Annotated in this window: 18 protein-coding genes; 13 read left to right on the forward strand and 5 right to left on the reverse strand. The window is 73.8% G+C overall.

What is annotated here, in order from left to right; all coding sequences use genetic code 11:
- Positions 1–31 precede the first annotated feature (31 nt).
- Positions 32–1,468: a xylulokinase gene (gene xylB / locus CELGI_RS01915; RefSeq protein ID WP_013882424.1), complete on the reverse strand. Its 1,437-nt coding sequence runs from the start codon at positions 1,466–1,468 to the stop codon at positions 32–34.
- 29 nt (positions 1,469–1,497) lie between these two features.
- Positions 1,498–2,688 carry a xylose isomerase gene (gene xylA, locus CELGI_RS01920; protein WP_013882425.1) on the reverse strand — a complete coding sequence of 397 codons (1,191 nt, stop codon included), beginning with the start codon at positions 2,686–2,688 and terminating at the stop codon, positions 1,498–1,500.
- An 80-nt stretch (positions 2,689–2,768) separates the two neighbouring features.
- Between xylA and CELGI_RS01925 the strand changes: the two genes are divergently transcribed.
- The 3 genes from CELGI_RS01925 to CELGI_RS01935 are packed head-to-tail and all read left to right on the forward strand — an operon-like array spanning position 2,769 to position 5,554.
- A complete protein-coding gene (locus tag CELGI_RS01925; protein ID WP_013882426.1) occupies positions 2,769–3,953 on the forward strand; it encodes an ROK family transcriptional regulator in 1,185 nt (394 codons plus the stop codon).
- A gap of 23 nt (positions 3,954–3,976) precedes the next feature.
- The gene (locus CELGI_RS01930) at positions 3,977–5,059 is read left to right on the forward strand and encodes a lactonase family protein (protein ID WP_013882427.1); all 1,083 of its coding nucleotides are present in this window, start codon (positions 3,977–3,979) and stop codon (positions 5,057–5,059) included.
- A 6-nt stretch (positions 5,060–5,065) separates the two neighbouring features.
- Positions 5,066–5,554 carry a hypothetical protein gene (locus CELGI_RS01935; RefSeq protein WP_013882428.1) on the forward strand — a complete coding sequence of 163 codons (489 nt, stop codon included), beginning with the start codon at positions 5,066–5,068 and terminating at the stop codon, positions 5,552–5,554.
- Positions 5,555–5,561: 7 nt separating this feature from the next.
- On the opposite strand, the gene CELGI_RS01940 is transcribed toward CELGI_RS01935, so the two are convergent.
- Positions 5,562–6,494, reverse strand: a complete 933-nt coding sequence (locus tag CELGI_RS01940; RefSeq protein ID WP_013882429.1) for an endo alpha-1,4 polygalactosaminidase — start codon at positions 6,492–6,494, stop codon at positions 5,562–5,564.
- A 168-nt stretch (positions 6,495–6,662) separates the two neighbouring features.
- Here CELGI_RS01940 and CELGI_RS01945 point away from each other — a divergent pair, with 168 nt between their 5' ends.
- Entirely contained in the window at positions 6,663–8,012 is a 1,350-nt protein-coding gene (locus CELGI_RS01945; RefSeq protein ID WP_407636808.1) for a glycosyltransferase, read from the forward strand.
- 90 nt (positions 8,013–8,102) lie between these two features.
- Complete coding sequence (locus CELGI_RS01950) at positions 8,103–8,840, forward strand: phosphoglyceromutase (protein WP_013882431.1); 738 nt, start codon at positions 8,103–8,105, stop codon at positions 8,838–8,840.
- Positions 8,841–8,909: 69 nt separating this feature from the next.
- On the opposite strand, the gene phoU is transcribed toward CELGI_RS01950, so the two are convergent.
- A complete protein-coding gene (gene phoU / locus CELGI_RS01955) occupies positions 8,910–9,572 on the reverse strand; it encodes a phosphate signaling complex protein PhoU (protein ID WP_013882432.1) in 663 nt (220 codons plus the stop codon).
- Between the two features lie 289 nt (positions 9,573–9,861).
- On the opposite strand from phoU, the gene CELGI_RS01960 reads away from it, so the two are divergent.
- From CELGI_RS01960 to pstB, 6 genes are all read left to right on the forward strand, one after another.
- Entirely contained in the window at positions 9,862–11,097 is a 1,236-nt protein-coding gene (locus CELGI_RS01960; RefSeq protein ID WP_013882433.1) for a sensor histidine kinase, read from the forward strand.
- Entirely contained in the window at positions 11,094–11,819 is a 726-nt protein-coding gene (locus tag CELGI_RS01965) for a response regulator transcription factor (RefSeq protein ID WP_013882434.1), read from the forward strand. The genes CELGI_RS01960 and CELGI_RS01965 overlap by 4 nt, the downstream gene beginning before the upstream one ends.
- Positions 11,820–11,969: 150 nt before the next feature.
- Positions 11,970–13,082, forward strand: a complete 1,113-nt coding sequence (gene pstS, locus CELGI_RS01970) for a phosphate ABC transporter substrate-binding protein PstS (protein ID WP_013882435.1) — start codon at positions 11,970–11,972, stop codon at positions 13,080–13,082.
- A gap of 136 nt (positions 13,083–13,218) precedes the next feature.
- Complete coding sequence (pstC, locus tag CELGI_RS01975) at positions 13,219–14,235, forward strand: phosphate ABC transporter permease subunit PstC (protein WP_013882436.1); 1,017 nt, start codon at positions 13,219–13,221, stop codon at positions 14,233–14,235.
- Complete coding sequence (pstA, locus tag CELGI_RS01980; RefSeq protein ID WP_013882437.1) at positions 14,235–15,188, forward strand: phosphate ABC transporter permease PstA; 954 nt, start codon at positions 14,235–14,237, stop codon at positions 15,186–15,188. Before pstC ends, pstA begins: the two co-directional genes overlap by 1 nt.
- A 10-nt stretch (positions 15,189–15,198) precedes the next feature.
- Positions 15,199–15,978 (forward strand): phosphate ABC transporter ATP-binding protein PstB, encoded by a 780-nt coding sequence (pstB, locus tag CELGI_RS01985; RefSeq protein WP_013882438.1) that lies wholly within the window; start codon positions 15,199–15,201, stop codon positions 15,976–15,978.
- A 91-nt stretch (positions 15,979–16,069) separates the two neighbouring features.
- Here the strand turns inward: pstB and CELGI_RS01990 are convergent, their stop codons facing one another.
- A complete protein-coding gene (locus tag CELGI_RS01990) occupies positions 16,070–16,594 on the reverse strand; it encodes a lipoprotein (protein ID WP_013882439.1) in 525 nt (174 codons plus the stop codon).
- A 327-nt stretch (positions 16,595–16,921) separates the two neighbouring features.
- Between CELGI_RS01990 and CELGI_RS01995 the strand changes: the two genes are divergently transcribed.
- Positions 16,922–17,407: a CarD family transcriptional regulator gene (locus CELGI_RS01995; protein WP_013882440.1), complete on the forward strand. Its 486-nt coding sequence runs from the start codon at positions 16,922–16,924 to the stop codon at positions 17,405–17,407.
- Between the two features lie 33 nt (positions 17,408–17,440).
- Positions 17,441–18,196 carry an IspD/TarI family cytidylyltransferase gene (locus CELGI_RS02000; RefSeq protein WP_041574062.1) on the forward strand — a complete coding sequence of 252 codons (756 nt, stop codon included), beginning with the start codon at positions 17,441–17,443 and terminating at the stop codon, positions 18,194–18,196.
- The last annotated feature ends 44 nt before the right edge of the window (positions 18,197–18,240 follow it).

Here is an 18,240-nt window from a genome sequence, read left to right on the forward strand (position 1 = left end):
CTCGCTCGTCGTCCCGGGGCGGGACGTGTCCTCAGACCGTGCCGGGCCGGGTGGCGGTCAGGTCACGCACCGCGGCGTACTGCTCCCGCACGTGCGGTGCCGCCGGTGCGGTGAACGTCTCGGCGGATCCGGCCGCGCTCCACGCGGGTGCCTGGTCCTGACCCGAGAGTACCCACGCGGCCTGGCGCGCGGCGCCGTCCGCGACGTACTCGCCGGGCGTCGGCACCAGCACGTCGAGCCCGAAGACGCTCGGCGCGATGCGCCGGACGGCCTCGGAGCGGGCACCGCCGCCGATGAGGAACAGCCGCTCGACCCCGACGCCCTGCGCCCGCAGCGCGTCGATGCCGTCGGCCAGGGCGCACAGCATGCCCTCCACGGCCGCCCGCGCCAGGTGCGCGGGCGTGGTGTTGGCCAGACGCAGCCCGTGCAGCGCACCGGTCGCGTCGGGCTTGTTCGGCGTGCGCTCACCCTCGAGGTAGGGCACGAGCACCAGGCCGTCCGCGCCCGCGGGTGCCTGGAGCGCGAGCTCCGAGAGGCCCGCGTGGTCCACGCCGAGCATCCGCGCGGTGGCGTCCAGCACGCGCGAGGCGTTGAGCGTGCACGCGAGCGGCAGGAACCACCCGCTCGCGTCGGCGAAGCCGTTGACCATGCCGGAGCCGTCGGCCGTGGCCGCGGACGTGATCGCGGAGACCACGCCCGACGTGCCGATCGACACCGCGACGTCACCGGGCTGCAGCCCGAGCCCGAGCGCGGCCGCCGCGTTGTCCCCGGCACCCGGGCCGAGCACGGGACGACGAGCGCCGACGGCCGAGCGGGGCCCCGCCTCGCGCGGGCCGAGCACGCGCGGCAGCACCGCGTCGTGGCCCAGGCCCAGCTCGAGCAGGTCGCGCCGGTAGTCGTCGGTGGCCGGCGACCAGTAGCCCGTGCCGGACGCGTCGGACCGGTCGGTCACCAGCTCGGCCAGACCGGCCGCGCCTGACCCCGGCCCGTGGCCCGCGAGGCGCCACGTGAGCCAGTCGTGCGGCAGCGCGACCGCGGCCACGCGGGCTGCGTTGGCCGGCTCGGCGTCGCGCAGCCAGCGCAGCTTGGTCACGGTGAGCGAGGCGACCAGCACCGAGCCCGTCGCGTCCGCCCACTGCTGCGGCCCGCCGAGCTCGTCGATCAGGTCGAGCGCGGCCTGCGCGGACCTGGTGTCGTTCCACAGCAGCGCGTCCCGGACCACCTCGCCCGTCTCGTCGAGCGTGACCATGCCGTGCTGCTGCCCGCCGACGCTGATCGCGTCCACGTCGTCGAGGCCACCCGCGTCCGCGATCGCGGTCTGCAGCGCATCCCACCAGGCGGCGGGGGCGACCTCGGTTCCGTCGGGGTGGGACGCGCGACCGGAGCGCACGAGCGCTCCGGTCGCGGCGTCCCGGACCACGACCTTGCAGGACTGGGTCGACGAGTCGACCCCGGCGACGAGCGCCATGTCTGCTCCTGTCCGTCCGGTCCGCAGGGTCAGCCGCGCGCGCCGAGCGCGTGCTCGAGCGCGAGCTGGTTGAGCCGCACGAAGCCGAAGCCGTGCTTGGCCACGCCCTCGACGTCGAAGTCCTCGAACGCGGAGCGGTCCGCGAGGAAGTCGGCGAGCGTCTCGCCCTCGTTCAGCGTGGGCTTGGCGAGCTCGAGCACGCCGGCGGCCTCGAGGGCCTCCTTGACCTCGGGGTCCTCGCGGAACGCGATCGCGCGCTCCTTGAGCAGGAGGTAGGTGGCCATGTTGGCGCGCGCCGACTCCCACACGCCGTCGAAGTCCTCGGTGCGCGAGGGCTTGTAGTCGAAGTGCACCGGGCCGGTGTACTTCGGGCCGCCGCCCGGGAAGCCGTTCTCGAGGAGGTCCACGGTCGCGAACGCGGAGAACAGGTCGCCGTGGCCGAACACCAGGTCCTGGTCGTACTTGATGCCGCGCTGGCCGTTGAGGTCGATGTGGAACAGCTTCTCGGCCCACAGCGCCTGCGCGAGGCCCGTCGTGTAGTTCAGGCCGGCCATCTGCTCGTGGCCCGTCTCCGGGTTGAGGCCGACGATGTCGCCGTTCTCGAGCTTGGCGATGAGGCCGAGCGCGTGGCCGATCGTCGGGAGCAGGATGTCGCCACGGGGCTCGTTGGGCTTGGGCTCGAGCGCGATGCGCAGCTTGTAGCCCTTCTCCTTGATGTACGCGGCGACGGTGTCGATGCCGTCGGCGTAGGCCTGGTGCGCGGCGTACAGGTCCTTGGCGGAGTCGTACTCGGCGCCCTCGCGCCCGCCCCACATGACGAACGTGTCGGCGTCCAGGGACGCGGCCAGGTCGACGTTGCGCAGGATCTTGCGCAGCGCGTAGCGGCGCACGCGGCGGTCGTTCGAGGTGAACGCGCCGTCCTTGAAGATCGGGTGCGAGAACGTGTTGGTGGTGACCATCTCGACGGTGATGCCGGTCTCGGCCAGCGCACCCTTGAAGCGGTCGAGGATCTTCTCGCGCTCGGCGTCCGAGGAGCCGAACGGGACGACGTCGTCGTCGTGGAACGTCACGTGGGCCGCGCCGAGCTCGGCGAGCTTGTGGACGGACTCCACCGGGTCCAGCCACGGGCGGGTGGCGGAGCCGAACGGGTCCTGGGCGTTCCAGCCGACGGTCCACAGACCGAAGGAGAACTTGTCGGCGGGGGTGGGCTTGCGCACCATCGTGGTACCTCTCGTCATCGAGTGGATGGGTATTTGTTGTACGGCTGAATTTATCTCTGGAACGGACTAGGGTCAAGCCCGTGAGACCGACGGCTGCACGGCAGGGCACCTTGCGCGAGCTCAACCTCGGGCTCGTGCTGCGTGAGGTGCTGGACGCCGCGGGCGGCCACCGACCTCCACCGTCCCGCGCTGACGTCGCGGCTGCCACCGGGCTCGCGCGGGCCACCGTCTCGGCGCTCGTCGACCGGCTCGTGGCCGGCGGGCTGCTCGCGGAGCTCGAGCCCACGCCGACGATGCGCGCGGGCCGCCCGGCCGTCCCGCTGGCGCCCGCGGGCGGGACGCTGGTGGCGCTGGGCGCCGAGGTCAACGTGGACTACCTTGCGGCGCGGACGCTGGACCTCACCGGCGACGTGATCGCCGAGACCGTCGTGCCGGGCGACCACCGCGGCAGCGATCCCGCCGCGGTGCTGCGCGTGCTGGGCGAGGTCGCCGACGACGTCCTGGCGCGCTCGACCGCGGACGCGGCCCGCCGGGTCGTCGGGACCGCGCTCGCGCTGCCGGGCCTGGTCGCGCGCGACGCGGGCACGCTCCTGCTCGCCCCGAACCTGGGCTGGCGGGAGGTCGACGTCGCGGACCTGCTCGCGGGGTCGTCGCAGGCCTTCGCGGCGCACCGGCCGCACCTGGCCAACGAGGCCGACCTGGCCGCGCTGGCCGAGGCGCGCGCGCAGCGGCCCGACGGCCCGGACTCGTTCGTGTACGTCTCGGGCGAGATCGGCATCGGTGCCGCGCTGGTGCTCGACGGCCGCGTGTTCGGCGGCCGGCACGGCTGGGCGGGCGAGCTCGGCCACACGCTCGTCGCGGACGGACGCCAGCTCGAGCAGGTCGCGGGTCAGGACGCGATGCTGCGCGCCGCGGGCCTGGACCGGCAGGCGGGCGTCGCGCCGCTCGCGGATGCGCTGCGACACGGTGAGCCCGCCGCGCACGCCGCGGTCACCGCCGCCGCGGCCGCGCTCGGCGCCGCGCTCGCCAACGTGGTCAACACCGTCGACGTGCCGGACGTGGTGCTCGGCGGGACGTACGCCCGCCTCGCGGAGCACCTGGCCGCCCCGGTCGCGGACGCGCTGCGCACGCACGTGCTGGCCGCGCCGTGGGCGCCACCCACCGTCCGGGTCGCGCGCGCCGGAGAGATCCCCGCGCTGACGGGTGCGGCGCTCGCGGTGCTCGACCGCGTGGTGGCCGACCCCGCGGACTGGCTCCCCGCGTGAGGGCGACTCCCTAGACTCGGCCGATGACCTCGCGCGAGCTGTGGATCGGCACCTACCCCGTCGCCGGAGCGGGCAACCCCGTGGGCCTGGGGGAGGGCGTCTGGTCCGTGCACCTCGACGACGAGACCGGTGAGCTCGCCGACGCGCGCCAGGTGGCCGTGGTCGCCTCGCCCTCGTTCGTCGCCGCGGACGGCGACCGCCTGTACGCCGCCGTCGAGGACGGCGCGGGCCGCGTGGTGCTCCTGACTCCCGACGAGGCCGGCGCGCTCACGGCGCGCCACGAGACCCCGTCGGGCGGCGCCTACCCGTGCCACGTGCTCGTCACCGAGCACGCGCTGCTGGTCGCCAACTACTCCTCGGGCACGCTGGGCGTGCTGCCGCGGCAGGCCGACGGCACGTTCGCCGAGGCCGCGCCCCAGGTGCACGGCCACACCGGCACGGGCCCGCGCGCCGACCGGCAGGAGGGGCCGCACGCGCACTTCGTCGCGATCGCGCCCGGCGGGCGGCACGTGCTCGTCGTCGACCTCGGCACCGACGAGGTCCGGCGCTACGCGTGGGACGGGACCACCGCGACGCCCGACGGCATCGCGGCGACCTTCGCACCCGGCACCGGCCCGCGGCACCTGGACTTCTCCGCCGACGGCCGCTTCGCCTACGTCTCGGGCGAGCTCGACGGCGCGGTGCACGTGCTCGCGTGGGACGCCGCGAGCGCCACGGGGACACCCGTTCAGCAGGTCCCGGCCGTGGTCGTGGCCGCGGACGCCCGCACGGACGACGAGCGTGCCCGCCTCGGCCAGGGCGACCACTGGATCCGGCACGGCGCGGGGGACCTGTCCTCGCACCTGCTGGTGGACGGCGACCACGTGCTGGTGACGGTGCGCGGGGCCGACGTGCTGACCCGGTGGCGCATCGGGTCCGACGGCCTGCTCGTCGACGGCCGGTCGCACGCGCTCGGCGGCCACTGGCCGCGGCACTTCGCGGTCGTCGGACCGTTCGTGGTCGTCGCGCTCGAGAAGCCGGGCGAGCTCGTCGTGCTGGACGACGCGGGCCACGCGCGCAGCCGCCTGCCCGTCCCCTCCGCGGCCTGTGTGCTGCCCCGGGACTGAGTGGCGGTGAGCCCGTCCTGGCGCAGCCACCCGCCCTCCGCGCTGTCCGTCGACGGCCCGCGCGTGCTGCTGCGCCGCGAAGCGCTGCCCGAGGTCGTTGCGCTGACCGAGCAGGGCTGGGAGCTCACGTCGGAGGCGCCCATCTGGATGTTCCTGCCCGCGGTCTTCCCGGCGACGCACCGCACGTGGGTCCACGACCGCTCGAGCTTGTTCTGGACCGAGTACGTCGACGGCGTCCTCCAGGGCGAGCGGCCGCTCTCGGCGCGGGACGCCGCGGACGTCCACCGCCTGTACGCCGAGCACGCCGCGTGGTGCGGGTTCCCCGGCTGGGACACGTCCCGCCTGTGGTTGCTGCGCGGCCGGCCCGGCCTGACGCTCGAGCAGATCACCGACCGCATCGCCGAGCGCACGAACGGGAGAGGCTTCGGCGGGGGCCCGAGCCCATGGCTCGGTCAGCTCGCCGAGCGGGTGGTCACCGAGCTCCTCAGCGACTGAACGCCGCTCATCGTCCCGTGGTGACCTTCGACGGGCACGCCGCGAACACGTACCCCGCCTGCCGGGGTGTGCGCAACGCGTTGTCCCGCAGGACGGTCGACGACGGGCGCTGACGGTCCGAGCACACGGCCGGCCATCGACGCCGGTCGTACTCGACGTCGAGCACCGCGGTCCCGTACACGCTCGTGTACGCGCGGCACTCGTCGTACCGGACGCACTCCTCAGCGATCGCGAAGTCGAACCCGGCGGTGTCTCGACCTCGTGTGCCGAGCTCGGAACCGTTCTTCTGCGCGACGGCCAGACCCGCACGGTGCCCGATGGTGACGTACCGGGCGGCCAGGTCCACCGCACCCGCAGCCGTCAGTCGGCCCTTCGACCGGGTCCATGAGTTCAGGTTGTCGAGCTCGACCGCGTCGAAGCCCTTCTTCGCGCACGTCCTGATGGACGCACCGACGACCTTGGCGATCGCGGCACGCTTCGTCGCCGTCCTGGTGTCCAGCAGCATCTCGTCGGGCCAGCCCGGGTCGGTGACGACCTTGCCGGACCGGTCACGCAGCACGAGCTCGGGATGCCTCGTCAGCCACATGGTGCGATCGCCCGGCTGCGTCTGGAACCCGTTGACGTAGCAGCCCGACCACAACCCGGGAGCGGGCTTGTCGCTGACGTCTCGGACGACGCCCCCGATCCCGGCCGCGGGCTTGTACCCCCAGCTCAGCTGGTAGTCGACGACAGCGCCTGCGGGCGGGGCACCCGGGTGCCGGCCCGTGCCCGCCGGCGACGACGACCTGGCGTTCGACACGGGTACCAGCTGGTCCGTCACAGTTGCGTACGCCGGCCATGCGGGGACGGGGGCGAGTCCCAGCCCGGTCAGAGCGGCGGCGACAGCGACCCAGCGGTACGTCCTGCCACGAACGTGCGCGATGAAGGCGGTCCGCTGCATGCCCCAGCCGTATCACGCCTCGTCAGTCCATGGCTTGGTCGGCTCGTCGAGCAGGTGGTCGCCGACCTGCTGGTTCACCGGTCCGGGTGACTCCCGTCCGGCGCCGCGCGGCCGGGACCGCCCCCGCGGGGTGATGATGGGGCGCAGAACCTGTCCCGACGAGGAGGAGTGACCGTGCCGCACGCACCGCGCGTCGCCATGCTCTCGGTGCACACCTCACCGCTCGACCAGCCCGGGACGGGCGACGCGGGCGGCATGAACGTGTACGTGCTCGAGCTCTCGCGCGCGCTCGCGGCCCGCGGGGCCCGCGTCGAGATCTTCACGCGCGCCACGTCCTCGGACCTGCCCGAGACCGTGGTGCTGCCCGGCGTCGCGGCCGACGGGACGCCGCTGGACGCGGACGCCGACCCGGCGCGCGTGCGCGAGGTCCTCACGGCGCTCGACACGCCTCCCGGGACGGTGCCGCCCGTGCTGGTGCACCACGTGCCCGCCGGACCGTTCGAGCGGCTCGACAAGAACGACCTGCCGGGCGTGCTGTGCGGCATGGCCGCCGGTGTCCTGCGGTGCGAGGCCGCGCGGCGCCCGGGGTGGTACGACGTGGTGCACTCGCACTACTGGCTGTCCGGCCAGGTCGGGCGCATCGCCGCCGACCGGTGGGAGGTGCCGCTCGTGCACACCGCGCACACGCTCGCGCGGGTCAAGAACGCGTCGCTCGCACCGGGCGACGACCCCGAGCCCGCGGCGCGTGTGCTCGGCGAGGAGCAGGTGGTCGCCGAGTCCGACGCACTGGTCGCGTCCACACCCGCCGAGGCGACCGAGCTCGTCGAGCTCTACGGCGCCGACCCGGCACGTGTGCACGTGGTCGAGCCCGGCGTCGACCTCGACCGGTTCGCACCCGTCGGTCCCGACGAGCGTGCGGCCGCGCGTCGGGCGCTGGGCCTGCCGGCCGATCGTGACGTCGTGCTGTTCGCGGGGCGCGTGCAGGCGCTCAAGGCCCCCGACGTGCTGGTGCACGCGCTCGGCGTGCTGCGGGCGTCGGGCCGTCCCGTGCCGCTGCTCGTCGTGCTCGGCGGTCCCTCCGGCCGGTCCACCGCGGTGCGTGAGCTCACGGCGCTCGCCCAGGTCGCGGGCGTGGACGACTCGGTGCTGGTGCGGCCGCCCGCGACGCGCGACGAGCTGCCCACGTGGTACCACGCGGCCGACGTCGTCGCGATGCCGTCGCGCTCCGAGTCGTTCGGCCTGGTCGCCGCCGAGGCGCAGGCGGCGGGCGTGCCCGTGGTCGCGGCGGCCGTCGGAGGGCTGCGCACGATCGTGGACCACGGCGTCTCGGGCGTGCTGGTGCGCGGTCACGACCCGCGCCGCTGGGCCGACGAGCTCGCAGGGCTCCTCGGTGACCGCGCCCGGCTCGCCGCGTACTCCGCGGCCGCGCGCGGATCGGCGGAGCGGTTCGGCTGGGACGCGACCGCCGACCAGCTGCTCAAGGTGTACGCGGTCGCCGCCGAGCCGCGCCACCGCTGACCACCCGAGCCCGCCTAGCGTCGCTGCGACGGCGACCGGGGGACGGACGTCCCTGCGCCGCCGTCCCGAGGCTGCGGCAGGATGGGGCCCATGACGTACACCCTGGTGCTGCTCCGCCACGGCGAGAGCGAGTGGAACGCGAAGAACCTCTTCACCGGCTGGGTCGACGTGGCCCTCTCGGAGAAGGGTGTCGAGGAGGCCAAGCGCGGCGGTGCGCTGCTGACCGACGCCGGCATCCTGCCCGACGTGGTGCACACCTCGCTCCTGCGGCGGGCGATCACCACGGCGAACCTGGCCCTGGACGCGGCCGGTCGGCACTGGATCCCCGTGAAGCGCTCGTGGCGCCTCAACGAGCGCCACTACGGCGCGCTGCAGGGCAAGGACAAGAAGCAGACGCTCGACGAGTTCGGCGAGGAGCAGTTCATGCTCTGGCGTCGCTCGTACGACGTCCCGCCGCCCGCGATCGAGCCCGGCACCGAGTTCTCGCAGGACGCGGACCCGCGCTACGCGGGTGAGCCGGTCGTGCTGACCGAGTGCCTCAAGGACGTCCTCGAGCGCGAGATGCCGTACTGGGAGTCGGACATCGTCCCGGACCTCAAGGCGGGCAAGACCGTCCTGGTCGCCGCGCACGGCAACTCGATCCGCGCGCTGGTCAAGTACCTCGACGGCATCAGCGACGACACGATCGCGGGGCTCAACATCCCCACGGGCATCCCGCTGGTCTACGAGCTCGACGAGGACCTCAAGCCCACCGTCCCCGGTGGCCGCTACCTCGACCCGTCCGCGGCCGAGGCCGCCATCGCCGCCGTGGCGAACCAGGGCCGCTGAACCACGAACGAAGGAGGGGCACCCACCGGGTGCCCCTCCTTCGTCGTCTTCCGCCCGGACCGGCCGCCGTCAGGCGGTGGTGGGGGTCTCGGCCGCGTGCGCGCCCGTGACCAGGTAGGTCACGCGACGGGCGACCGAGACCGCGTGGTCGCCGAACCGCTCGTAGTAGCGGCCCAGCAGCGTCACGTCGACGGTCTCCTGCGGGTTGCCCACCCAGGCCCCGCCGAGCAGCGCGGTGAACGTGTCCTCGTGCAGCTCGTCGAGCAGGTCGTCGTCGGACTCGATGCTGGACGCGAGCGCGATGTCCCGGTTCTCGAGCAGCGTGGTGGTGCGCCGCGCGACGCGCACCGCGGCGTCGTGCATCTCGGCGAACGTGCCGGACAGCGACTGCGGCACGGCGTGGCGCGGGTAGCGACCGCGGGCCACCTGGGCGACGTGCCGCGCCAGGTCGCCCATGCGCTCGAGCGACGCGCTCATGCGCAGCGCGGAGACCACGATCCGCAGGTCGGTGGCGACGGGCTGCTGCTGGGCCAGCAGCAGGACGCACCGCTCGTCCAGGTCGCGCTCCATGGCGTCGATGCCCAGGTCGTCGGCGATGACCGCCTCGGCCAGCGTCACGTCGGCGCTCAGCAGGGCGATGCCCGCCTGGGTGATGGCGCGCTCGACCCGTGCGCTCATGGCGACCAGGTCCTCGCCGAGCTGCGCGAGCTCGGCGTCGAAGATGTCCCGCATGTGCTCCCTCTCCGGATGATGCTCCCGGCGACGCACGTCGTCGCAGGCAGCGGCCACCGTCGCACGCGAAGGTGAACGTCCGGGACCGCGGTGGTGAACGCCGGGCAGCCGTTCGTCGATCAGGACCGGTCGCCGCGGCGACCGCGGGCTGCGACGAGCCGGTGCGAGGGTGCCGGTGGCAGCCACCCGGGCACCGGCCGGTGAACGGTCGATGAACAGTCGGCGAGCGCGTCGCTCATCCGGCCCGCGCGTGTCGGTCCGGCGCGTCGCGTCGCCCTAGGGTGGCGCTGTGGAGGGTATCGACGGCCTCGCCCTGCTGCTCGCAGGGCTGATCGGCGTCCTGGTCGGTGCGGGCGCGGTGCTGGCGTTCCGCTGGAGCGAGCGCGTGCAGCACACGGTTCCGCACGCCCCGGCGCCGGAGGTCGACGACGGCCTGGTGCGGACGCTCGCGGTGCTGCGGTCGGCCGCGGTGGTGCTGGACCCCGACGACGGCGTGGTGCGGGCGAGCGCGCCCGCCTATGCGATGGGCCTGGTCCGGGAGGGCCGCATCGCGGTGCCCGCGGTGCGCGACCTGGTGGCGCAGGTGCGCCGTGACGGCGTGATCCGGGACGAGGAGCTCGAGGTCCCCCGCGGCCCGTCGAGCCGCGGCACGCTGCTGGTGCAGGTGCGCGTCGCGCAGGTCAGCGGCCGGCACCTGGTGGTGCTCGCGGAGGACATGACGCAGGCGCGACGCCTCGAGGCGATCCGGCGCGACTTCGTCGTCAACGTCTCGCACGAGCTCAAGACGCCGGTCGGTGCGCTGTCGCTGCTGGCGGAGACGGTGCAGGAGGCCGCCGACGACCCCGAGGCCGTACGCCGGTTCGCCGCGCGCATGCAGTCGGAGGCGCAGCGGCTCTCGGCGCTGGTGCACGAGATCATCGAGCTGTCGCGGCTGCAGGTGGCCGGTGCGCTGGGCCCGGGCGCGATGGTCGACGTGGACGCGGTGGTCGCCGAGGCCGTCGACCGCGCGCGCACGACGGCCGCGGCCAAGCACGTGCGGATCAGCGTGGGCGGGGACACGGGCGTGCAGCTGTTCGGCAACCACGACCTGCTGGTGACCGCGGTGCGCAACCTGCTGGACAACGCGGTCGCGTACTCGGGCGAGGCGGCGCACGTGGGCGTCGGCGTCCGGGCCCGCGGTGACCTGGTCGAGCTCGCGGTGGTCGACGAGGGCATCGGCATCTCGGCCGCCGAGCAGGAGCGCGTGTTCGAGCGGTTCTACCGCGTGGACCCGGCCCGGTCGCGTGCCACGGGCGGCACGGGCCTGGGCCTGTCGATCGTCAAGCACGTCGCGGCCGACCACGGCGGCGAGGTCACGGTGTGGTCGCAGCCGGGCCGCGGCTCGACGTTCACCATGCGCCTGCCCCGTGTCCCGAGCGCGGCGCTGCTCGAGCCGCCCGGCGCCCCCGACCAGACCGCCGACCCGGCGTCGCCCGACGCCGAGCCTGACCAGGGAGAGAACGTGCAGCACCGGAGCGCCTCATGACCCGCATCCTCCTCGTCGAGGACGAGGACTCCTACCGCGAGCCCCTGACGTACGTGCTCGAGCGCGAGGGGTTCGACGTGGTGCAGGCCGCGACGGGCCCGGACGCGCTCGACCGGTTCGACGAGGGCGGTGCGGACCTGGTGCTCCTGGACCTCATGCTGCCCGGGCTGCCGGGGACCGAGGTGTGCCGCCGCCTGCGTGCGGTGAGCGACGTGCCGGTCATCATGCTGACCGCCAAGGACGACGAGATCGACAAGGTCGTCGGGCTCGAGCTGGGCGCCGACGACTACGTGACCAAGCCGTACTCGTCGCGTGAGCTGATCGCCCGGATCCGCGCGGTGCTGCGCAGGCGGGGCGTCGCGTCGGCCGCGCCCGCGGCGGCCGAGCCCGAGGAGCCGGACGACGACCAGCTCGCGGCCGGCCCCGTGCGGATGGACGTCGAGCGGCACACGGTGCGCGTGCGCGGCGAGCTCGTGTCCTTCCCGCTCAAGGAGTTCGAGCTGCTCGAGATGCTGCTGCGCAACGCGGGCCGGGTGCTCACGCGCGGTCAGCTCATCGACCGCGTGTGGGGCTCGGACTACGTGGGCGACACCAAGACGCTCGACGTCCACGTCAAGCGCGTGCGGGCCAAGATCGAGGAGGAGCCGGCCGCGCCGACCCTCCTGGTGACGGTCCGTGGGCTCGGCTACAAGCTGGAGGACGCCCCGGTCACGGACGTGTGACGCGGGCCACGCGACGCGCGGACGACGAGGGGTTCGTCGGCGAGCGTTCACCCGGGGTTCACCCGCTGCCCGGTGCGCGGTCACCCCCGCCCGGCAACCTGCGGTCTGCGCACACACCCGTGCGCACCAGATCGACAGGACGGACCCACTGTGAAGCTCTCCCTCCACGGCCGTGTCGGCGCGGTCGCGCTCGTCGGCGCACTGGCGCTCACGCTCACGGCCTGCGGATCGGACGACCCCATCGGCAACGGCGCCACCAACGGCAGCCCCACCGAGGGCGAGGCGCCCTCGGGCCTGTCCGGCGAGCTCAGCGGCGCCGGTGCCACGTCGCAGGAGAAGGCGATGGACGCCTGGCGTGCCGGCTTCCAGTCGCTCAACGCCGACGTCTCGGTGAACTACGACCCGGTCGGCTCCTCCGGTGGCCGCCAGCAGTTCATCGACGGTGGCGTGGCGTGGGCGGGCTCGGACTCGGCGCTCAAGCCCGAGGAGATCGACGCCGCGGCGGAGCGCTGCGAGGCCATCGACATCCCCGTGTACATCAGCCCGATCGCGGTGGTCTTCAACCTCGAGGGCGTCACCTCGCTCAACCTCTCGGCCGAGACGATCGCGAACATCTTCGCAGGCAAGATCACGTCCTGGGACGACGCGGCGATCAAGGCCGACAACCCTGACGTCGAGCTGCCCGCGACGGCGATCACGCCCGTGCACCGCTCGGACGGCTCGGGCACGACGAAGAACTTCACCGACTACCTGAACAAGGCGGCCGGTGGCGCATGGGCCGACGAGGCGGCCGACGACTGGCCGCTCGAGGGCGGCGAGTCGGGCAACGGCACGTCGGGCCTGATCCAGGCCGTCCAGGCGGGCCAGGGCACGATCGGCTACGCGGACGAGTCCGCCGCCGGCTCGCTCGGCAAGGTCTCGATCAAGGTGGGCGACGCGTTCGTCGCGCCGACCGCCGAGGCCGCGGGCGCCGCGCTCGCCGCGTCCCCGCGTGAGGAGGACCGCGCCGAGCACGACATCGCGATCAAGGTCGACCGGACCACGACCGCCGCGGGCGCCTACCCGCTGATCCTCGTGTCCTACGCGGTCGCGTGCCTGGAGTACGAGGACGCGGAGACGGCCGACCTGGTCAAGGGCTTCCTCGGCTACATGGTGAGCGACGAGGGCCAGGCGGCGTCGCAGCAGGCCGCGGGCTCGGCCCCGCTGCCCGCCGAGCTCGCCGCGGACGCCAAGGCCGCGGTCGAGGCGATCGCCGGCGCCTGACGAAGCAGTCGGTGGCCGGCCCGTCCCGGGGGGGACGCGGGCCGGCCACCGACGATCTCGTCGGGCGGCGCGCCACCGGGCGCACGCCGCGACGGGAGTCCCCCCGCCGTCCTCCCCACCCCTTGCAGGAGCACATGTGACTGCCACCTCCAGCCCCGCGGACGCGGGCACCGCCCCGGGCGGCCCCCCGGCCGGCCGTCGACGCCTGCTGGGCCGGCGTCGGGTCATCGATCGTGGCGCGAGCAAGGCCTTCCGCTGGACCGCGACCGGCGCCGGAGCGCTGATCCTCGTGGTGCTCGCGGCCGTCGCGGTCTTCCTCGTCGTGAAGGCGGTGCCGGCGCTGTCGGCCTCGTCCTCGGAGCTGGTCGACAAGGTCAGCTTCATGCGGAACTCGTCGTCGCTGCTCGACTACGTCGGCCCGCTCGTCTTCGGCACCGTCCTGGTGGCCGTGATCGCGCTCGCGCTGGCGGTGCCGGTGGCCATCGGGATCGCGCTGTTCATCTCGCACTACGCGCCCCGGCGGCTCGCGTCGGGGCTCGGCTACGTCGTCGACCTGCTCGCGGCGGTGCCGTCGGTGGTCTACGGCCTGTGGGGCGCGCTGGTCCTGGCGCCGCTCGTGCAGCCGCTGTGGGTGTGGCTCAACACGTTCCTCGGCTGGATCCCGCTGTTCGGCGGTGAGGTCTCCCCGACGGGCCGGGTGACCCTGACCGTGGGCGTCGTGCTCGCGGTCATGATCCTGCCGATCATCACCGCGGTGTGCCGGGAGGTCTTCCTCCAGACGCCGCGCCTGCACGAGGAGGCGGCGCTCGCGCTCGGCGCGACCCGCTGGGAGATGATCCGGCTGACGGTCCTGCCCTTCGGCCGCTCGGGTGTCGTCTCCGCCGCGATGCTGGGCCTCGGGCGAGCGCTGGGCGAGACGATGGCCGTCCTGATGATCATCTCGCAGGGCTTCCTGTACTCGTTCAAGCTCCTGGTCGCGGGTCAGCAGCAGACCATCGCCGCGAACATCGCGGCGCAGTTCCCCGAGGCCAGCGACATGGGCATGTCGGTCCTCATCGCGACCGGCCTCGCGCTGTTCGTCATCACGCTCGTGGTCAACATGGGCGCCCGCGCGATCGTCGCGCGGCGCAAGGACTTCTCGGGGGCGAACTGATGACCGCCGTCCAGGACGCTCCCGTCGTGGAGCCGGTCGACCTGGGTGCGCTGCTGCGCACCGTGGACACGAGCCGTCAGCGCAAGGACCGCACCATGCGGTGGCTCATCACCGGGGCGTTCCTCCTGGCGATGCTCCCGCTGGCCTCGGTCGCGTGGACCGTCATCTCGCACGGCATCGAGCGGTTCGACGCGTACTTCCTCACGCACTCGATGCGCGGCGTGTTCGGCGGGATGGACGCCGGCGGCGTCTACCACGCGATCGTCGGGACCGTGGAGATCACGCTGTTCGCGGCGCTCATCTCGGTGCCGATCGGCCTGCTCACCGCGATCTACCTGGTCGAGTACGGACGCGGCCACCTCGCGCGGGCGGTCACGTTCTTCGTCGACGTCATGACGGGCATCCCGTCGATCGTCGCGGGTCTGTTCGCCTATGCGCTGTTCGCGGTGCTGCTCGGGCCCGGTGTCCGGATGGGCGTGGTCGGCTCGGTCGCGCTCTCGGTGCTGATGATCCCGGTGGTGGTGCGCTCGAGCGAGGAGATGCTGCGCCTGGTGCCCAACGAGCTGCGCGAGGCCGCGCTCGCCCTGGGCGTGCCGCGCTGGCTCGTCGTGATCAAGGTGGTGCTGCGCACCGCGGTCGCGGGCATCGTGACCGGCGTGATGATCGCCGTCGCGCGCGTCATCGGCGAGACCGCACCGCTGCTCATCACGGTGGGCGTGGCCGACTCGATCAACTTCAGCCTGTTCGAGGGCCGCATGATGACGCTCCCGGTGTACGTCTACCGGCAGTTCCAGCAGGGCCTGATCCCCTGCACGCCCGACGACACCGCGTGCATCGCGACCGTCGCCTACGACCGGTCCTGGGCGGCCGCACTGACGCTGATCCTCGTCGTCATGCTGCTGAACCTCGTCGCCCGGCTCGTCACCCGCTTCTTCGCTCCCAAGACCATCTGAGGACCCCCCCATGGCTCAGCGCATCGACGTCAAGGACCTGAACATCTACTACGGCGACTTCCGCGCCGTGGCCGACGTGGAGATGTCGGTCGAACCTCGCTCCGTCACCGCCTTCATCGGCCCGTCGGGCTGCGGCAAGTCCACGTTCCTGCGGACCCTGAACCGCATGCACGAGGTCATCCCCGGCGCGCGCGTCGAGGGCCGGGTCGAGGTGGACGGCATCGACCTGTACGCCCCGGACATCGACCCGGTCGCGGTCCGCCGTCAGGTCGGCATGGTCTTCCAGCGCCCCAACCCGTTCCCGACGATGTCGATCGCGGAGAACGTGCTCGCGGGCGTGCGCCTGAACAACCGGCGCATCTCCAAGGGCGACGCGCAGGACGTGGTCGAGCGCTCGCTGCGCGGCGCGAACCTGTGGAACGAGGTCAAGGACCGGCTCGACCGGCCGGGCTCCGGGCTCTCGGGCGGCCAGCAGCAGCGCCTGTGCATCGCGCGCGCGATCGCCGTCAAGCCCCAGGTGCTGCTCATGGACGAGCCGTGCTCCGCTCTGGACCCGATCTCGACGCTCGCGATCGAGGACCTCATCGCCGAGCTCAAGGCCGAGTACACGATCGTGATCGTCACGCACAACATGCAGCAGGCGGCGCGGGTGTCCGACCGCACCGCGTTCTTCAACCTCGCGGCGCAGGGGCAGCCGGGCAAGCTCGTCGAGATCGACGACACGTCGCTCATCTTCTCCGCGCCCAAGGAGCAGGCCACCGAGGACTACATCTCCGGCCGCTTCGGGTGACCCGTCGCGGCGTGCTGCGCCGCGCCCGGACGACGAACGCCCCTCGCCGGCTGCGGCGTGGGGCGTTCGTGGTGCGTGATCGGCGCGGGCGTCAGCCCTCCGTGGGCACGAGGTCCGCGTAGTCCGGCAGTCGGCCGTCCAGCACCGGGACGGTGAGCGTCTGCGAGCCGCCGACGTCGGTGCTCAGCACGACCGTGGCGACGTCACCCGGGGCGGCGGGCGTCTGCGGGACGGTGACCTCGGAGCCGCCCTGCGCATCGGCGCCCTGCAGCAGCACGGTGCCTCCCGCCGGCAGCGCGATGGTGGTCGGGTTCTCGGGCTCGTCGCCCGCGGCGGCGTCGGCCGGGAGGAACGCGACCGTGAGCGTCGTGTCCTGGTCGCCGTCGTTGGTGAACGCCCCGAGCAGGACACCGGGGCTGTCCTGCGCCTGCGTGACCAGCAGCAGGTTCGTCGCGCGGACGTCGCCCACCGTGGCACGCACGCCGTCGGACGCGCTGTACTCAGCCTGCGTCTGGATGGGGTTGGTGGCCGAGCACCCGGTCAGGGCGAGGCCGAGCGCGAGGCCGGCAGCGGCGGCGGCGCCGCGGACCAGGGCGCGGGGGCGGGGCGAGGTCACGGTGACTCCTCGGGTGCGGGCGCGCGGGGCGCCTCGGCGGGGCGGGGCGCCGCCCAGCCTATCGGTCGGGCACCCGCATGACGGGCCGTGCGGGCCGTATCCGGGACGTTCGTCCGATGCGGTGGCGTCCGCGGGGGCACCGGCGCGGGCTCGTGCAGCGCGGCGACGGCGCGCGGCCCGCGGCGGGCCGACCGGGCGCCGGGGGCACCAATGGTCGCGAGCTGGCCCCATGACCTGCGACAATGCCCCTCGCGCGCGCGTGCTCGCCCGGAAGGGCGCAGAACACGCCATGCTAGGATGAGCCCCTGCGAAAGGGGACACCTGCAGATGACTTTCATGGTTGGGGAGACTGTTGTCTACCCGCACCACGGTGCAGCGGTGATCGAAGAGATCAAGACCCGGACCATCCGCGGCGAGGACAAGATCTACCTCAAGCTCAGGGTCGCCGACCAGGGCGACCTGACGATCGAGGTCCCGGCGGAGAACGTGGACCTCGTGGGCGTGCGTGACGTGGTGGGCCGTGAGGGCCTGGACCGCGTCTTCGAGGTCCTGCGGGCCCCGTACACGGAGGAGCCGACCAACTGGTCCCGCCGGTACAAGGCCAACCTCGAGAAGCTCCACTCGGGCGAGATCATCCGGGTGGCGGAGATCGTGCGGGACCTGTCCCGCCGTGACGCCGACCGCGGTCTGTCCGCGGGGGAGAAGCGCATGCTCGCCAAGGCACGGCACATCCTCGTCTCCGAGCTCGCGCTGGCCGAGCACACGGAGGAGGAGAAGGCCGAGGCCATCCTCGACGAGGTCCTCGCGTCCTGACGCGGGGCATCCTCGACGACAACTGACCGGCGCGTGCGCGTCCTCGCCGTCCTGACGGCTGCGGGCAGCGGATCGCGGCTCGGCCACGTCATGCCGAAGGCCCTCGTCCCCCTGCGGGGCGAGGGCCTCGTCGTGCATGCGGCACGCCGCCTGCGCGCCGCGGCCGGGCCGGACGGGCGACCGCTCGTGGCGCACCTGGCCGTGACCGCACCCGCGGCGCACGTCGACGCGCTGCGGACCGCGCTGTCCGCGGCCGGGCTCGCCGACGAGCGGGTCGTGGTGGTTCCCGGAGGGGCGTCACGTCAGGCCTCGGTCGCCGCGGGGCTGGCCGCGCTGGCCGTCGCGGCAGGGCCGCGCGGCCCCGACCCGGACGACGTGGTGCTGGTGCACGACGCGGCGCGCCCGTTCGTGCCGCCCGCGCTCGTCGCGAGCGTCGCCGCGGCCGTGTCCGGGGGGCACCCCGCGGTCGTGCCCGGGCTGCCGGTCACCGACACGGTCAAGCGCGTGGCGGCGGCCGACGACACGGGCGCGGCGCGCGTGCGCGAGACCGTGCCGCGCGAGGACCTGCGGGCCGTCCAGACGCCGCAGGGCTTCACGTGGGAGCTGCTGAGCCGGGCGCACGCCGCGAGCGCGCGGATCGCGCACGACGAGGCGCTCGCCGCGAGCGACGACGCCGGGCTGGTCGAGCGGCTCGGTGAGCCCGTGTGGGTGGTGGCTGGCGACGCGCGCGCGGCCAAGATCACGACGGCGCACGACCTGGCCGTCGCCGAGCTGCTGGGGGACGAGTGACCGACGGACGCCGCACATGGCCGCGGACCGGCATCGGGGTCGAC

Source organism: Cellulomonas gilvus ATCC 13127 (assembly GCF_000218545.1).
Classification (GTDB): domain Bacteria; phylum Actinomycetota; class Actinomycetes; order Actinomycetales; family Cellulomonadaceae; genus Cellulomonas; species Cellulomonas gilvus.

Bases quoted from the DNA above. Each gene is read 5' to 3' on its own strand.
- phoU (WP_013882432.1), bottom strand. From the start codon at position 9,572: ATGCGGGACATCTTCGACGCCGAGCTCGCGCAGCTCGGCGAGGACCTG.
- pstB (WP_013882438.1), top strand. From the start codon at position 15,199: ATGGCTCAGCGCATCGACGTCAAGGACCTGAACATCTACTACGGCGAC.
- CELGI_RS01950 (WP_013882431.1), top strand. From the start codon at position 8,103: ATGACGTACACCCTGGTGCTGCTCCGCCACGGCGAGAGCGAGTGGAAC.
- CELGI_RS01995 (WP_013882440.1), top strand. From the start codon at position 16,922: ATGACTTTCATGGTTGGGGAGACTGTTGTCTACCCGCACCACGGTGCA.
- xylB (WP_013882424.1), bottom strand. From the start codon at position 1,468: ATGGCGCTCGTCGCCGGGGTCGACTCGTCGACCCAGTCCTGCAAGGTC.
- pstA (WP_013882437.1), top strand. From the start codon at position 14,235: ATGACCGCCGTCCAGGACGCTCCCGTCGTGGAGCCGGTCGACCTGGGT.
- CELGI_RS01930 (WP_013882427.1), top strand. From the start codon at position 3,977: ATGACCTCGCGCGAGCTGTGGATCGGCACCTACCCCGTCGCCGGAGCG.
- CELGI_RS01940 (WP_013882429.1), bottom strand. From the start codon at position 6,494: ATGCAGCGGACCGCCTTCATCGCGCACGTTCGTGGCAGGACGTACCGC.
- CELGI_RS01965 (WP_013882434.1), top strand. From the start codon at position 11,094: ATGACCCGCATCCTCCTCGTCGAGGACGAGGACTCCTACCGCGAGCCC.
- xylA (WP_013882425.1), bottom strand. From the start codon at position 2,688: ATGGTGCGCAAGCCCACCCCCGCCGACAAGTTCTCCTTCGGTCTGTGG.